A 16,315-nucleotide genomic window follows, 5' to 3' on the forward strand; every position below is an offset into this window, starting at 1 on the left:
TAACGCCTATATATGTCCAAACTATGAATGAACTATTTCGTAACCTTTAACGAAAAACGAAATATTTTACATAGAGGTTGAAAATAGTCATTATTCAATTTAACTTTAAATAAAGTAATTTTTTAGTGGAGGTGTAAGATGAAGATTCTAGTCATCGAGGATAATGAAAGTGTTTGCTCTATGCTAGAAATGTTTTTTTCAAAAGAAGGATTGTCTGGAAAATTTGTAAATGATGGACTAGAAGGCTATCACCAGTTCAAAAAAGAAAATTGGGACTTGCTGATTATCGATTGGATGCTTCCTCATATGGACGGTGTAAGTATTTGCCGCAAAATAAGAGAAGAGCAAAGTACGGTTCCTATCATTATGTTAACAGCTAAAGATAGTGAGTCAGATCAAGTGCTCGGTTTGGATATGGGAGCTGATGACTATGTAACGAAACCATTTAGTCCACTTACACTCATGGCACGCATAAAAGCAGTTACCCGGAGATACCATCAAGGACAGCCGCAAAGTATTGAAACTGATGAGATTCAAACTGACTTTGTAAAAATAAATAAAAATACGCGTGAAGTATTTTTAGATAATACATTAATTTCAAATTTAACACCAAAAGAATTTGATCTTTTGTACTTCTTTATTCAACACCCAAGACAAGTGTTTTCAAGAGAGCATTTATTAGAAAAAGTTTGGGGCTATCAATATTATGGTGACGAAAGAACTGTTGATGTACATATTAAAAGATTACGCAAAAAACTAGGTACCAACTCACGCCCTTTATTCCACACAGTATGGGGTGTAGGTTATAAATTTGATGAATTGGTTAATAGTAATGAGAATTAAGTATATATATCAACTTATTGGAAGTCACATTAGTATTTTAATTATTGCATTGTTAATTTTAAGTTTGTTATTTACACACTTTGTTGAAAACTTAGTCTTCCAAAACAAAGTTGATGAATTGCTGTCATTTGGTGATGAAATTTTAAGTGTTATAGACCAAAGTAGCATTGAGACTGAGAAACCCTTAAAGCAATATAACGAAGTATTAAGGGCAAGGAACATTCGATTAATAATGTTTGATAGTAAAGGATCTATTCTATCCCCATTTGTTGATCGTTTTAAACAAATACAATTAGACGAAAGAGAATTGCACCAAATATCGAACGGCGATACGGTAATTATAAAGCATGATATACAACGCTTTGATCAAGAAGCATCATTGGTTGCTATTCCTTATGTTATTGACCAAAAGGTGCAAGGCGGCATCTTATTAATTGCACCTATTAGTAATACACAGGATATGATTAGTTCATTGAATAGAGCTTTACTGTACACAGTTATTATCTCATTATCCATTTCTTTATTATTAAGTTGGTTATTATCAAAATTGCATGTTAGACGAATCCAACACATTCGTGAAGCTACTTCCATGATTGCAGATGGAAACTATAATGTGAATGTACCAGATACAACCCTTGATGAATTAGGTGAATTAGCAGCAGACTTTAACCAAATGGCTTCAAAGTTAAGAGAATCAAATGATGAAATTAATCGACTAGAAAAGCGGCGCAGACAATTTATTGCAGATGTATCACACGAATTACGAACACCATTAACGACAATAAGTGGCATAATTGAAGGTTTAAAAAATAACATGATTCCAGAGCAAGAAAAAGATAAAGGCCTGAACTTAATTAGTACAGAGTCAAAGAGACTTATTCGACTTGTAAATGAAAACTTGGATTATGAAAATATTCGTTCACTTCAAATTCAATTACATAAAGTCGACATACAGCTGTTAGAAATATTCGAAATTATTAAAGAGCATTTAATTACTCAAGCAGAGGAAAAGAATAATCGGGTAATCATACAGGTTGATGAGGGCATATATATCCATGCTGATTATGACAGATTAATGCAAATATTAATAAACATTACGAAAAACAGCATTCAGTTCACGTCTGATGGTACGATCTGGCTAAGAGGAAAGAAGGGATATAACGAGGTAATCATTGTAATCGAGGACACAGGGATGGGCATAGATTCTAAAGAAATTGAAATGATCTGGCATCGTTTTTACAAAGCTGATATTTCACGTAGAAATAATCCTTACGGAGAGTTTGGATTAGGTTTAGCTATCGTTAAACAGCTCGTAAATTTACACGGTGGTGAAATTACCGTTGACAGTAAAAAACAGTACGGTACCAAATTTATCATTGCCTTTCCTATTAGTAAATCTGAGACTGTAAATCACATAGATAAGTCTGTCGATTAAAGGATATTAGATCATGAATAAGCAAATCAGGTGGAGGAACCCTCCACCTGATTTAAAAAATATACTCACATATAGCGAAGACCAGATACTGTTAACTGATCTAGTCCCATATATCAGGTCGTTCAATTTGCAGCATTCTCATATATTGTAGTAACTGTCCAGTATGTACTGCATCATGATATGATTTTCTTTCTAGTGTGTCTCCTAATGACCTTTCAATATCTTTATGCGGCCATTTAATCATCTTTGAACTATATGTTGAAGAAGGTAATCCATTAACATACGATAGCAAGCTATCATGATATATATTGCTGCCAGCTATTTCACTTTCAATTGTAACGAATGGTTTTCCCCATATTTGTTTCCTTTCTTCTTCAGAAGGTAATCTATGCTCACGCAAGATTGTAAGCCATGAGAAATCATGCAATAGTACATGCCTAATGGTTTCCCCAACTGTTAATGCCCTGGCATCAGGCTTCCAACATAATAAATCATCTGAAAATCCTCTAGCAACTATGAGGAATCTACGCCTACATTCCTTTAGATCAAGAAGAATTAAAGCTTTTGCATCCATAATAACATCTCCCTATAATTCTTTAATATAGGCTGTTTTCGCATTGATTGTTGTTTTTCTTATTACGAAGTAAACACGTACACAACTTGATTTCATGGCCTTTTCTTCTCTGAAAAAAAATCATATCATACACATCAGCTACTCATATGTAAGTGAAAAAAGCAACAAAGTTTTCGAAAAGAGCTTTTATTTACACCATCATTGTATAGTGCATTTTATTCCATAGTCATCGAAATATCATTGTAGTGATATGATCTTGCAACTTTGTATTTTATTTTGACTGTACTAAAACATACACGTAAAACATTAGCTAGAAGCAACATTGCTTCATTAGATGTTCTTAATAGTTGCAACAAGGTTTTTAGGGGAGCTATACCTTTTTATAAAGCTCGTTTTGTGTTAATTGTTATTACTTGTAAATAGTATATATTTAGCATTCAATACAACAATGACAATGCAAGTTTTTCAATCAGCTTAATGAGAGCAATAAAGTTTACGAAAGAGCCTCTTAAAAAGACAATATCTCATTAGATTATGTGTTTGCTAGTAGCGCGATAATAATATTTGAAAACTCAAAATAATCATTTTATCAAATCATAGCTTAATATATAATTAACAATGTATTTACTATAATTTGTAAACAGAGCCTGTATTTATATGTCCGAATGCTTAAATTTACATAAGGAGGAGCAAAAGATGCTTACAAAAAGAAAACTACTTCGCTATGTTATATTATTAGTCATCTTTTTGAGCACAGCATGTAATCGTCCCATTCAACAAGATCAAGCTACTAATCAAAATCAAGAGGAATCAATTTCTAGTGACTCCACTCAAGGAGATCAAGTAAGGGAAGATAATAGTGATGTTGAAGAAACTTCCGATGAAGAACCAAAGGCTCAATTTACAACTACACCTTGCTCTGCTGACATGTTGTTAAAGCAAGATAACAGCAACACAAATTTACTTCTTTCGCATCCATTCATTGAAGGAGAATTATTAGCAGATATAAAAGCAATATCAACTAAAACAATTATCGATGAAGCAGGTTATGGAGCACATTATGGAACATCTTATGCATTACATGAAAATGGCAACGTATATGCTTGGGGCTCTAGAGATGAGTACCCTAGAGATAGGAACCCAGCCTTTCCTCAACTTATAAACGATATTCCACAAGCCACTTCAATATCAGGTGAATTTATATTAACCGAATCAGGGGAAGTATGGTATTTAAATGAAGGTGGTAAACCATTTATGTTATCTTCATTAACAAACATTGTAGGAATTAATGAAGTAAGACAAGACACGCTTTTTGCTTTAACAGCGGACGGTACGATTATTCATGTCAATTTTCAATACAATACAAACACTTTTTCAGCAACTCCTTTATCAAATATAACAAATGTGAGTAAACTCTTTAATTTTGGCAATACTCTTTTTGCAATAAAAACGGATGGTACTTTATGGACTGAAGAATATAATAATAGTTTTTTTAGTAATGCGGAGGAGCCAATTGCGAATCAAGTAAATATTGCTGATACTGTAATTGGCGTCGCTGAAGGATTTAACATCAATAGTACATTTATTAAATTGCAATCAGGAGAATGGCTAATCTACCAAAAAGAACATGAGCAACCACCTACGTTAACACCATTTGAAAAATTAGACGATGTAAAAAAAATAGCTCATAATACTCATGCCAATTTTGCATTAAAGAACGATGGAACTGTTTGGGGGTGGGGGGATCAAAATGGACTTCTAGTAAATTCTAATTCTTTTGAACTGGACACTCCAATACAAATTGAAGGCTTGACTGACATCATTGATATACAAGTAGGTACAGACCACGTATTAGCATTGAGTCGTAATGGAAATGTTTATTCTTGGGGAAATAATATGACAGGACAGCTTGGAACTTCCCCTACTCTCTTTCAACACCTTACTGCAATCGGAACAATGTCAGACATAGACCAAATTCTTCCCAATAGTAAGACAATATATATACTGCGTGACGGACAGGTTTGGACTGTAACCGAAGATGTGAAGCTAAAACAATTAGACATCTCTGAAGATGTACAAACGATGATAAGCAACATGAGACAAACTATTTTTTTAACTTCTAGTGGAAAAATAATCTATGATTTAACTGAAGAAAGCTGTGAAACTTTGGAAACTGATTTCCCAATTAAAAACATATATGCATACGGATCAGACATAGCAATTCAAAGTGAAGATGATAAACTATATCATTCGACCTTTAACAATAACCACTATAAAACAATTACCTTTGACCAAGACCAACATATTGAAATCAAAAATATTTACAACTTTAATAAAACGTTTATATTAACAACAGACGGAACGGTTTATTACGAAGATCAAATATTAGATGACACAATTATTATGAAACCGATTGAGAATTTACACAATATCGTTGACTTAAGCTATGATTATGCTCCAGATAGCGGACATAATAAAACTGTTCTAGCAGGTTCAGTACGTGCATTAGATGCCGAGGGAAATTTATACGGAATAAGTCTAGATGAAGACAGTAACTTTACACATGAGAAAGTACTTGAGAATATTCACTTAATTACAGGAAACGTTACAATCAATAATTCCGGTGAGATGAAAGACTATAATATTGTGGGGACCCCGTTAATAACCAACATTAATAATTTAGATGATATACATTTAATCGAATCACTTTATGCATACAGAATAGAAGGACCAGGCCTTCATTATCATGTATTTGTTATGAAGGACGGCAGCATTAATCTCTTTGGTGCGAATCCCTTATTATTCTTTAATTACACTAAACAGATAAAACCAGTCATATTGAATTAAGTTAAAAAATTAGGAAGGATAAACAATAATAGAACAGCCTCTAAAAATCAATGAACCACAATAACTAAGCAATCAAATGACATAAAATCATATATACCAGTTGTGCTACAACTGTATCGGTCATAGATGTAAAAACGCACCAAGTTAATGCAACAGTGCCGGTTGGGAAAGATCCACTTGCTGTGTCCTTCACACCTAATTGAAGAAGTTAAATAGGCAATTCATGCAGTTGAAAGAGACTTACTATACAAAACTTTACTTGAAATAAAAAACCGAACTCAAAATTGAGGACGGTTTTTTATTAGTTATACAATACATTAATGTTACTATATTATTTTTCTCAACTTCAACAATACCTACCTAATAAAAAATAAATACCCAACCTTCTTACTTTTAATAAATGCTTATATCTTAATTTCATTGAAAATATTTAAGATAAAAATTCCGAAAAACTTCAATTACCAAAGGAAATACACAAACCATTAACAATATAAATCCACTATAATGAAATACCACATCGACTATATCCATAATATCTTCCCAAAAGAAAAAATGTGGCACAGGTAAAATTATCAATACAAACCCAACTATAAATCCATAAAAATATGTACGTTGCCTATCCACAATATTCCTCCTAAAAATTCATTATCCTTTTTTCATCACATTCCCATATAAGTACTTCATATAAATTTTCCCTATGTATCTACATACTATCAAATTTATAGTTTAAACGAGGACAAAAGCGTAGATGGTTTTTCAGCTTTTACTGAATAGCTCTAGCTACTAGAATAAAATTAATGACCTAGTGCATCCCTTTTCTTAGCTAATATCATAAAAAGAAAACTAATTAAATAAGTAATACTCGTAACTCCAAATAAAGAAAAGGTTCCAGGGGTACCCATTGTATATAAACTGATTGGTAATGACCACAAAAATGCGATTACCATTAAATGTTTTTTAAATTTGATAGAAGCTATAATTGCTAGACAAGCAGGAAGGAACAACATTATAAATGTAATTACCATCGGTTCAGTATCTTTTAGGTTTGAGTAAGGATTATAATAGTTAAATATAATCCATAAAATTATGCTGGAGAAACCTCCTACTATTCCTAATAATTTTGAAGTATTTCTAATTTTAATCACTCCTTGTTTCTAAATGATCCTGCCCTTTTACTTAATAGCTATCTTCAATTCCATAATTTCCTTAATAAGTTGTTCTACAAGCTGGGCGTTGTGTGGAATACGGTTACTATCATTTTTATGCAAATATTATGTTTGTAACAACTATATTATTTTTTTACGGAATTAATTACTTAAGCACTACTTCTCTCTATCATCGAAGAAGCATCCAAAGGTCAATTTTCCTTTGGATGCTTCACATATAAAAACATATTGGACAGCCAAGTACTATGCAGCTACATCTCTTTTGTTAAAGACGACCCAAGATAGCCCAACAAAGGTAGCAAAATATACTATTAGGACGCTAATTGAAAACCTCATTGTCGTCCCTTCTATTAATGGACGGTTGTTAATATGTTGGGAAAGGTCTGTATGGGCAAATAATAAATACTTCGCCCATTCTTCATATCCAATACCTATTAAAAGCATGACAGCTGTAGTACCAGCAAACATTAAGAATATAGCAAGCCCTATTGATAATGAGCTACTTCTAAACACAGTAGATATCATAAACGCAAATGTTGACATCATCACAACGTCCACAAAATTTAAACCGTATAAGCTTAATACATGCCCGAACATAGATTTTTCTAGTGTACTTTCAGGAGCAATATATGGATCTGTAAAGCTTTCAAATCCAAATAATAATCCACCTAATAAAAAGGCGGTAACAAATAATAGCATGAGTGTCGTTAAAGCAAAAAACATCGTCGACAAATATTTAGATAGCAGTATTTTTGTTCTACTAACAGGACGAATGAGAAGTAGCTTAATCGTACCTTGTGTGAATTCTGTAGCAACAATTCCACCTGCAATTATAACAGTAAACAATGTAATGATTGCTGTTAAACCACTTGATTCTTCAATGAATGTCCACATAGTAATTCCTTCAGGGGTATTTACTTTTAAGGCTACTCCAAAAATGGTTACAAATGTAATTAATATGCCCAGCAATATCCATGTAGATATACGACGATATATTTTCATATTTTCATTTCTAATAAGTGAGAGCATATTAGTCAATGACATTCCCTCCAGTCACTTCTAAAAATCTATCTTCAAGAGATTTTGATTTTTGTTCAATTTCATATATTTTCACTTGCTTATGTACAAGGCTTGCAACGAGCTCAGGTATACTTTCTCTGTCAATTTCAACTTCTACTCTATCGTGTTGAATATGAGATTTAATAGTCGGGAATTCTGCGTCAATCGTTGCTTGTGCTTGATCGATAGAGTCAACTGAAAACGACACACTCAGTTTTTCCCCCTCGTTCACAAATTCATTCACCTGCTGAACTCCGATCAACTTACCATGCTGTATGATCGCAATTCGATCACACATCAGCTCCATTTCTGATAGCAAATGACTTGAGACAATCACCGCTAATCCTTCTTCTCTCGCTAATTTACGTAAATAATCTCTTACTTCACGAATTCCTGCAGGATCAAGCCCATTTGTAGGTTCATCTAGTATTAGCAACGATGGTTTATGTAACAATGCTTGTGCTAACCCTAGACGTTGGCGCATGCCGAGAGAATAGGTTTTCACTTTATTTTTTATTCTGTTTTCGAGTCCAACTAAACGAACAACTTCGTCAATTCGTTCCTTTGTTATACCCTTAATCATCCGTGAGTAATGAACTAAATTTTGATAACCTGATAAATACTTATACATTTCAGGATTTTCAACAATTCCACCTACTTGACTAAGTGCTTCTTCAAAGTTCTTTTTTAGGTTTATTCCTTTAATATGAACCTCACCTGAAGTGATAGACATCAAACCGACAAGCATTCGTATAGTCGTTGTTTTTCCTGCACCGTTGGGACCAAGAAAACCAAATACTTCGCCTTGATAAACCTCAAATGTCAAACCATCTATAATTCTCTTATTGCCTATGTCTTTCGTAAGTTGTTTAATTTGCAAAGCAACTTCCATAATATCCCCTCCTATTTATTATAGGTCTATTATAATACGTTTTATAACTAGCTTTAGTTTCATTATTTGTAACAATTTTCTAATTAATACTATATAATTGTATTACATCATGTCTACATAAGGAGGAATTAACATGAATAGCGTATCTGCTTTAGGAAAAGAAAGAATCGTATCATTAGACATTATTAGGGGTTTTGCACTGTTTGGTATATTCTTAGTAAATATGCCTTCTTTTTCTGGCAGTGAGTTTATGACATATACAGGAATCGATAAAACGATAAGGCTATTATTTGATTTATTCGTTCAAACAAAATTTTATACTATTTTTTCTTTTCTATTTGGGCTAGGATTTTATATTTTTATGACTCGTGCCGAAGCAAGGGGTGCAAACGTTAATTGGTTATTTTCAAAAAGATTATTAGCACTTTTGCTATTTGGAGTACTTCACATCCTCTTTTTCTGGCATGGAGATATACTACATTCATACGCGATTGCAGGCTTTCTTCTACTACTATTTTATCGTAGAAAAGCAAAAACAATATTAATTTGGGCTTTCGTCCTTCTTCTTTCATTTCAGTTTCTTATAGGTGTTTCAGCGTTATTTGCCCAAATATCTGAATCATTCACAGATGTAAATTTAAATGAAGAAATTGTTCAAGAGACAATGGCAGAGGGGATTGAAAAAAAGCATGCCTTTCAAACAATGTCTTATGTTCAATTAATGAATTGGAGAATATCCAACGAGGTACCATTGCTATTAGGTAATCTTCCACTAATCTTACCAGACATATTAGGGACATTTTTACTCGGCTTGTTCGCTGGTAAAATCGATTTATTCCGAAGAGTATCAACGTTGAAAAAACAGCTTAAAAGAACTCAGCTCATCACCTTGCTGCTTAGTATTCCATCATTAGCTATGATCATTTATCTGTACAGCCAGCATGAATCAGTAACTTTTATGTTTAGTGCGCAGAACTACTTTTTTGTAAGCTTTAGCGGAATGGTACTCTCTATTTTTTATATTGTGACAATTATACTATTGCTAGAAAGTGAATTATGGCAAGAGTTATTACAGCCGCTGCGTTATGCAGGTCAAATGGCACTGACCAACTACCTTTGTCAAACAATAATTTGTTTCATTCTATTCTTTGGCTTTGGGTTATATGGGAAAATCACCTTATGGCAAGGTCTTATCGTAACCATTATTATCTTTCCGATCCAAATCATTTTTAGCTACATTTGGCTTCGTCGATTTCAATTTGGACCGTTTGAATGGATATGGAGAACGATAACTTATGGAAAAGTTCAAAAGTTATCTAAAATTCATCCTTCGGATTAACTATATTTGATTAGGCTGTTGCTTTTCGTTCTTTGATATAAACACGTAAATATCTAACGTTAGGGACATCTTTTTTACTTGTAAAATTATTAAGTTCTCAAAATTCTGTAGTAAAAAAAGCAACCAAGTTTACGGAGCCTTTTTAAAAAAACTAAATAACATATAACAGATCTGAAATATTCAATAACGCTTGGAGTAAATTCCAAGCGTTAAATCAATTGTTTTTTACATCGATTAATTTAAAGTGCTCACATACAACGATCATATCCTCTGAAAATTCAATCCCTAAATTATTTAATTCATTAGAGAAGAATTTCACGTGGGCATCTTTCCAATATTGGTAAGTTCTATCCCCTTCGCCTTCTGCAACAGCAAAATCCTCCGAAACCTCATTCATTGGCATAATTTTCACTTCTATTGTTTTAATAATTGCTACAGGTTCGTCTTTACTATGTGCTGTTTTCGCATGAATTGTTGTTGTTCGTAACAAAAGCTGAGCACGATTATAACTAACGTTCGTGGCATCTTTTCATCGCTAAAGAATATAAGAAACATATCATACACATCAACTACTCAAATATAAGTAAAAGAAGGAACAAAGTTTACGAAAAGAGCCTTACTATTTAATACAATACTATAATCTTCAACAGCAGGTAGTGGCTCGTTTTCAATTTCATAAAATATTAATCCAGAGCATGTCGCTGTTTTTATACCATCTATCACCAATTGAGCTAGATGGTCTGGATTATCTCCAAATTGCCATGCACTTACTGATTTTTGCTCATCATGACCTTGGGACTTGCAAAATTCATCCCAATACATTTGTGATGCTTTATTCATCTTCCTCTCTCCTTAGACAAAATAATTGTCAAACAACATAATATACATCATATCATTCATTCTTTCTATGTTGAGTCCAGGAAGCTTAATAAACATCATAAACTCATATCTACGACTTCCAATAATCACATTCAACAATTTGTTACTATTTTGTTACCCTTCGTTCGCAGTTTTCCGATATAATACCGTTGGAATAGTTCTGTAATTGTTTCCTAATTGTTTTTCTCTATAAAAGTAGTGATAATTATTTAGCATAAATAACAATTACCAAAGCAAAAGCGGAATCTTTGAAAATAATACGTAGAACTTTTGGGAAACTATTTATATATTCAGGAGGATTCCTTCATGAAAAAGTTTTTTCTATCGTTCTTATTTAGTGCTATTTTGCTAACTGGATGTGATATTATTCAGCCAAATGTCGAATTAATGAAGCCACCTCAATTAGATAGTAAAAAGGCAAGTTTAAAAAGCTATGTTGATTCATTATTAAGTGAAGGTGATACATTGATTAGTACGACAGAAAGTGGAGATTTTAATACGATCACTCTCGTAGATTTTGATAAAGATGGCAATGATGAAGCTGTGGTCATTTATCAAACAGAACAAGATAAACAACACTTAATAAGCTTAATATTTAAGGAGACGGATGAGGGTTGGGAAGTTTTAGATAAAATCAAATTTAATGGTGTTTATTTAACGAATTTAGATTTTGCAGATATTACTAACGATGGATTTTCGGAGATGATTATAGGCTCTTCCGTTGAATACCCACGTTTCTCGAGAGAAAAGGAATATAACCTTTTCAAATTAAACAATGGAAAAATGATGAATATATATACTGACAAGCTAGCTAATATTGTCATTGATGATTTAGATCAAGATGGTATCGTAGACTTCGTTACGATCTATCACGATGAAGACATTTCATCAGTACTCACTTTATACCATTATGAAGATGAACACTTTGTCTCTTTTGACAGTATTTCACTTCCTTTTGAAGGATCATACTACAATGTTGTCAGTGGTCTTGTTACGCCTACCCAAAAAGGAATTTTACTTGATGTTGGACTTGGAAGCCGCTCTGCTTCTACAAATATCATTACTGTTGAAAACCAATCGTTACGTAACAATTTACAAAGGAGTTATACAGAGCCTGATCCCTTGTGGAAAGATTATCACGTCGAGAGTGGGGATATAAATAATGATGGCATAATGGAAATAGGAACACTTAGAATACCAGCCGGATATGAGAATAATTCATATGCAACGATTCCTTATATTACTAGGTTCTATCAGTGGGATGGAAAAACAGGCTTAATATTTATTAATGAAAGGTTTTATAGCTATAGTAATGGCTTCTACTTTGACATCCCAACAGACTGGGAACAAAATTATACATTGCATCTATCAGACGACGATAGTCAAATTACTTTTATTACTATCAATGAAAATGAACCTTTGTTCGATATTTTCATTTCTCCAATATCCGATGCAGAGGAGTTACCAAATAAAATAGAAATTGCAAGAACAAATACTAGAGTTTATTATACTAACTTTGATGATGAAACGCTTCTACAACACTTTAATGTACTATCGAAGTAATGGAGTACTAAAAAAGTAATTGAACTGACCTCAAAATAGGGATATGAATTCAATTCCTTTAAATGTTCTTCATTAATTAACTTAGGCTCTTTTCGATTGTTAACGAAATAGAACCGCAAGAAGTGGTTTTATTCGATTGTCATCGTTTTACGGGAAAGCTGCCACGAACTCTCGTTATGTACGTGACAATTTCTTAGGAAGTAAAATAACAAAATAATGCGAAAACAGTCCTTAACTAAAAATAACAAAGTTTATTTGAAGGAATATTAACAATTATTTAAGGAGGATTCCTTAATGAAAAAGATTTATTATGCTTCGTTCTTATTTAGTGTTATTCTTCTAACTGGCTGTAATATTATTCAATCAAACGTCGAACTAATGAAACCACCTCAACTAGATAAGAAAAGAGCTAGTTTAAAAAACACGATCGATACGCTATTACCTATCGATGCAACATTAATTACTCCATTGCAGACGCAAAGTAATAATACAATCACCTTAATCGACCTTGACGACGATAAATATGACGAAGGTGTAGTTTTTTATACAGAAAAAGAACAACCTGAAACATTAATTGGCTTAATACTTAAACAGAATAACAACGATTGGGCAGTAGTTGATCAAATTGAGCTTAACGGTCAATATATTGAAGAATTAACATTTTTTGACTTAACAAATAATGGACACCCTGAAGTAATTATCAGTACTACTAGTGAAAATGGCTACAGTGAAAAACAAATGTCCATATTTCAATATAACGAGGGTATGCTAAAAGAAATCCTTAATACACCACTATACACATATGTTATTGATGATCTAGACCAGGATAACCAATTAGATTTTATAGTAGTAAAATATGAACTAGAATCTACCAATCCTTATGTTGTCCCAGTATTGTCCCTATATAACTTTCAGAATAACCAACCTATAGTGCTTGATGAATTAAGATTAAATTCCACACTAGGATTTTACAATGTTATTAATGGCTTTGTGACTGATTCAAAAAAAGGCGTGTTACTTGATTATTCGCTTGGTCCTAATAGTTACAGTACTGAGATCATCACAGTAGAAAATAACACACTTCAACAAGCATTTAATGATCAATATAGATTCTACAAATTTAATATGATAAATAGTGAGGACACTAATCATGACGGCATTTTGGAAATAGCCGAGGAGCGAGTTCCAGCTTTTTACGAGGACATACATTATCGGATGATTCCTTATATCACCACATATTTTGAATGGGATGGCCTTACCTCTCTATCCCTCGTTAATGAAAGGTATTATAACTATGAAAATGGGTTTTATTTTGAAATACCTTCAGAATGGGATAGTGATTTTACATTATTACAAGGTGATATAAGCTCTCGCATCACCTTTATTAAAGCAAGTAATGGAGAAAAGTTATTTGATATTACTATTTCACCTATATCTGAGGCACAACAAGCCAAAGAAGAATTCATGCTCGCTCGAACAAAAACGAGAGTTTTTTATACGTCATTTTTTGATAAAACACTCCAGAAGCATTTTAAGCTAATTCACTATTAACTTCAGAAAGAGATTGGAGGGTGGACATATGTATACAATATTAGTAATAGAAGATGAAGAAAGTATTCGGAGCTTTATAACAATTAATTTAAAACGAGAAGGATATCATGTTCTTGAAGCAGATAACGGTGAAGAAGGCCTTTCAATCGCTCGTGAACATCCAGAAATTTCTATTATTTTATTAGATATTATGTTACCTGGGATGGACGGGTTTGAGGTTTGTAAACATATTAGAGCACAAAACGAAAGTGTTGGTATTATTATGCTAACAGCAAAAGTTCAAGAAGTTGACCGTGTACAAGGTTTAATCACTGGAGCTGATGATTATGTCAATAAACCATTCAGTCCGAAAGAACTATTAGCTCGAATTAAATCGTTAATTAGAAGGGTTAACATGTTAACTAAGAAAATTTCGGAACATAACAATGTTAATAATAATTTATTTATTGAACTTTTCCCTCAGAAAAAGCAAGTTAAAAAAGGAGATCAACTTATAGACTTAACACCGACCGAATTTGCTTTATTAAAGCTACTTATCGAGAACAAAGAACAGCCTTTTAATCGCAATGATTTACTTGATGAAGTATGGGGGCTTGATTATCCAGGTGATACAAAAATAGTTGATGTAAATATTCGTAGATTGCGACAAAAAATCGAAAAAGACCCTTCTCACCCTACTCTTATATCCACAGTTTGGGGATACGGATACCAGTGGAGCGATAAAGAAATATGATTACTGGAATTAAGAGACGCATTGTTATACATTATACGCTCGTTATTTTATTAACAGTAGCGCTATTTGAAGGTATTTTTATCGGTATCATTCATTTTTATTATTATGATGGGATAGAGAAATCATTAATTAACCATGCAGAAATTTCAGCTTCCTTAGCTAATAGACAAATGAACATTACAAAACAGAATTTGGATCAGAACTTGTCCATTATTCGAGATAACCTCATACATGAAGGAGCAGATTTACAAGTCATTAACGAAGAAGGAAGAGTTTTAACTACATCGAGTGGCTTTGGAATTGAATCGCTTATTAAAACAAAAGATGTACAAGAGGCATTAAGGGGCAAAACAATTTCTTGGTATATGAATAACGATGTAGCAAATGAAAGACTGCTCGCTGTTTCTACTCCCCTCATAGATGAAGGCGAACCTTACGCTGTGATTCGCTATATTACTTCCTTAGAAGATGTAGACAGGGCAGTTCAAAATATCTATTGGATATCGATCAGTATAGGTGCTGTCGTTATGATTGCAACCTTTCTTATTAGTTATACTTTAGCCAACTCCATTGCTAAGCCAATCTATGAATTAACGGGCGCAACAAAAAAAATTGCGAAAGGTAATTTTGAAAGTAGAATAGAAGAATCTTACATTGATGAAATTGGTACACTAGCAAAGACCTTTAATTATATGGCTGAAGAATTAACGAAAAATGATAAAATGAAAAACGAATTTATATCTTCAGTATCCCACGAAATTCGCACACCCCTTACAAGTATTAAAGGGTGGAGTGAAACAATGATCTCTGGGGACTTAGCAAATAAAGAAGAGACAACTCTTGGACTATCAATAATTCAAAAGGAAACAGATCGATTAATAGGCTTAGTAGAAGACTTGTTAGATTTCTCTGCATATAACAGAGATTCGATTAGATTAAACCTTTCAACTATAGACCTTTCAAGCCTAATTAATGATGTAACTTCTCAAATGAAAGCAAAGGCCTTAAACAAACATATATCAATTATCTTCGAAACCTCAGATATCCAAGTATTAAGTGAGATTGACCCGAATCGTATGAAGCAAGTGCTCATTAATTTACTGGATAATGCAATTAAATATTCTCCACAAAACAGTAGCATTACTATTACATGTACTGAAACGAATAATAATGTAATCGTTACTGTAATGGACGAAGGCAACGGTATTGAGGAAGAAGAAATATCTAACATTACGAAAATGTTTTATCAAACAAATGCTAACAAAGAAGGAACAGGGCTTGGACTTGCAATATCTCAAAAAATTATTGATCTTCATCACGGCACGCTCAACATTCAAAGTAAAATAAATGAAGGAACTAACATTACGGTTACCATCCCGAAAAAGAAGTGAAAGAACTGCTAAAGATTTTTTGCAATGATAAGAAAAATACTAT

General features: G+C 32.8%; 13 protein-coding genes and 2 pseudogenes. 9 read left to right on the forward strand and 6 right to left on the reverse strand.

All coding sequences use genetic code 11. The features are described 5' to 3' along the window. The first annotated feature begins 138 nt into the window (after positions 1-138). Positions 139-843 (forward strand): winged helix-turn-helix domain-containing protein, encoded by a 705-nt coding sequence (locus tag ACSVDA_RS18510; protein ID WP_485885047.1) that lies wholly within the window; start codon positions 139-141, stop codon positions 841-843. Beyond that, complete coding sequence (locus tag ACSVDA_RS18515; protein ID WP_485885048.1) at positions 833-2,278, forward strand: sensor histidine kinase; 1,446 nt, start codon at positions 833-835, stop codon at positions 2,276-2,278. The genes ACSVDA_RS18510 and ACSVDA_RS18515 overlap by 11 nt, the downstream gene beginning before the upstream one ends. Before the next feature lie 100 nt (positions 2,279-2,378). On the opposite strand, the gene ACSVDA_RS18520 is transcribed toward ACSVDA_RS18515, so the two are convergent. Continuing rightward, positions 2,379-2,852: a DinB family protein gene (locus ACSVDA_RS18520; protein ID WP_485885050.1), complete on the reverse strand. Its 474-nt coding sequence runs from the start codon at positions 2,850-2,852 to the stop codon at positions 2,379-2,381. A gap of 696 nt (positions 2,853-3,548) precedes the next feature. On the opposite strand from ACSVDA_RS18520, the gene ACSVDA_RS18525 reads away from it, so the two are divergent. After that, positions 3,549-5,699: an RCC1 domain-containing protein gene (locus tag ACSVDA_RS18525; protein ID WP_485885052.1), complete on the forward strand. Its 2,151-nt coding sequence runs from the start codon at positions 3,549-3,551 to the stop codon at positions 5,697-5,699. A 122-nt stretch (positions 5,700-5,821) separates the two neighbouring features. Further along, a complete protein-coding gene (locus tag ACSVDA_RS18530) occupies positions 5,822-5,902 on the forward strand; it encodes a hypothetical protein (protein ID WP_485885095.1) in 81 nt (26 codons plus the stop codon). Between the two features lie 591 nt (positions 5,903-6,493). On the opposite strand, the gene ACSVDA_RS18535 is transcribed toward ACSVDA_RS18530, so the two are convergent. From ACSVDA_RS18535 to ACSVDA_RS18545, 3 genes are all read right to left on the reverse strand, one after another. Then, positions 6,494-6,844, reverse strand: coding sequence for a hypothetical protein (locus ACSVDA_RS18535; RefSeq protein ID WP_485885054.1), 351 nt, complete (start codon positions 6,842-6,844; stop codon positions 6,494-6,496). Positions 6,845-7,108: 264 nt separating this feature from the next. Continuing rightward, positions 7,109-7,909 (reverse strand): ABC transporter permease, encoded by an 801-nt coding sequence (locus ACSVDA_RS18540; protein ID WP_485885056.1) that lies wholly within the window; start codon positions 7,907-7,909, stop codon positions 7,109-7,111. After that, complete coding sequence (locus tag ACSVDA_RS18545) at positions 7,896-8,816, reverse strand: ABC transporter ATP-binding protein (protein WP_485885058.1); 921 nt, start codon at positions 8,814-8,816, stop codon at positions 7,896-7,898. The genes ACSVDA_RS18540 and ACSVDA_RS18545 overlap by 14 nt, the downstream gene beginning before the upstream one ends. A gap of 133 nt (positions 8,817-8,949) precedes the next feature. On the opposite strand from ACSVDA_RS18545, the gene ACSVDA_RS18550 reads away from it, so the two are divergent. After that, positions 8,950-10,155 carry a DUF418 domain-containing protein gene (locus ACSVDA_RS18550; RefSeq protein WP_485885060.1) on the forward strand — a complete coding sequence of 402 codons (1,206 nt, stop codon included), beginning with the start codon at positions 8,950-8,952 and terminating at the stop codon, positions 10,153-10,155. A 214-nt stretch (positions 10,156-10,369) separates the two neighbouring features. Here the strand turns inward: ACSVDA_RS18550 and ACSVDA_RS18555 are convergent. Together ACSVDA_RS18555 and ACSVDA_RS18560 are read right to left on the reverse strand one after the other, a co-directional pair. Continuing rightward, positions 10,370-10,606 (reverse strand): annotated as a pseudogene (locus ACSVDA_RS18555) (ASCH domain-containing protein); the annotation flags it as partial. Between the two features lie 170 nt (positions 10,607-10,776). Then, a pseudogene (locus tag ACSVDA_RS18560) lies at positions 10,777-10,995 on the reverse strand (ASCH domain-containing protein); the annotation flags it as partial. Positions 10,996-11,340: 345 nt separating this feature from the next. On the opposite strand from ACSVDA_RS18560, the gene ACSVDA_RS18565 reads away from it, so the two are divergent. From ACSVDA_RS18565 to ACSVDA_RS18580, 4 genes are all read left to right on the forward strand, one after another. Beyond that, positions 11,341-12,597: a hypothetical protein gene (locus ACSVDA_RS18565; protein ID WP_485885062.1), complete on the forward strand. Its 1,257-nt coding sequence runs from the start codon at positions 11,341-11,343 to the stop codon at positions 12,595-12,597. 294 nt (positions 12,598-12,891) lie between these two features. Beyond that, positions 12,892-14,148, forward strand: coding sequence for a hypothetical protein (locus tag ACSVDA_RS18570; protein ID WP_485885064.1), 1,257 nt, complete (start codon positions 12,892-12,894; stop codon positions 14,146-14,148). Positions 14,149-14,176: 28 nt separating this feature from the next. Then, complete coding sequence (locus ACSVDA_RS18575) at positions 14,177-14,881, forward strand: response regulator transcription factor (RefSeq protein ID WP_485885066.1); 705 nt, start codon at positions 14,177-14,179, stop codon at positions 14,879-14,881. Continuing rightward, positions 14,878-16,272, forward strand: coding sequence for a sensor histidine kinase (locus ACSVDA_RS18580; RefSeq protein ID WP_485885068.1), 1,395 nt, complete (start codon positions 14,878-14,880; stop codon positions 16,270-16,272). The genes ACSVDA_RS18575 and ACSVDA_RS18580 overlap by 4 nt, the downstream gene beginning before the upstream one ends. Positions 16,273-16,315: the final 43 nt, after the last annotated feature.

It is taken from the genome of Cytobacillus sp. Hm23 (genome assembly GCF_051842895.1).
Taxonomy (GTDB): domain Bacteria; phylum Bacillota; class Bacilli; order Bacillales; family SM2101; genus Nanhaiella.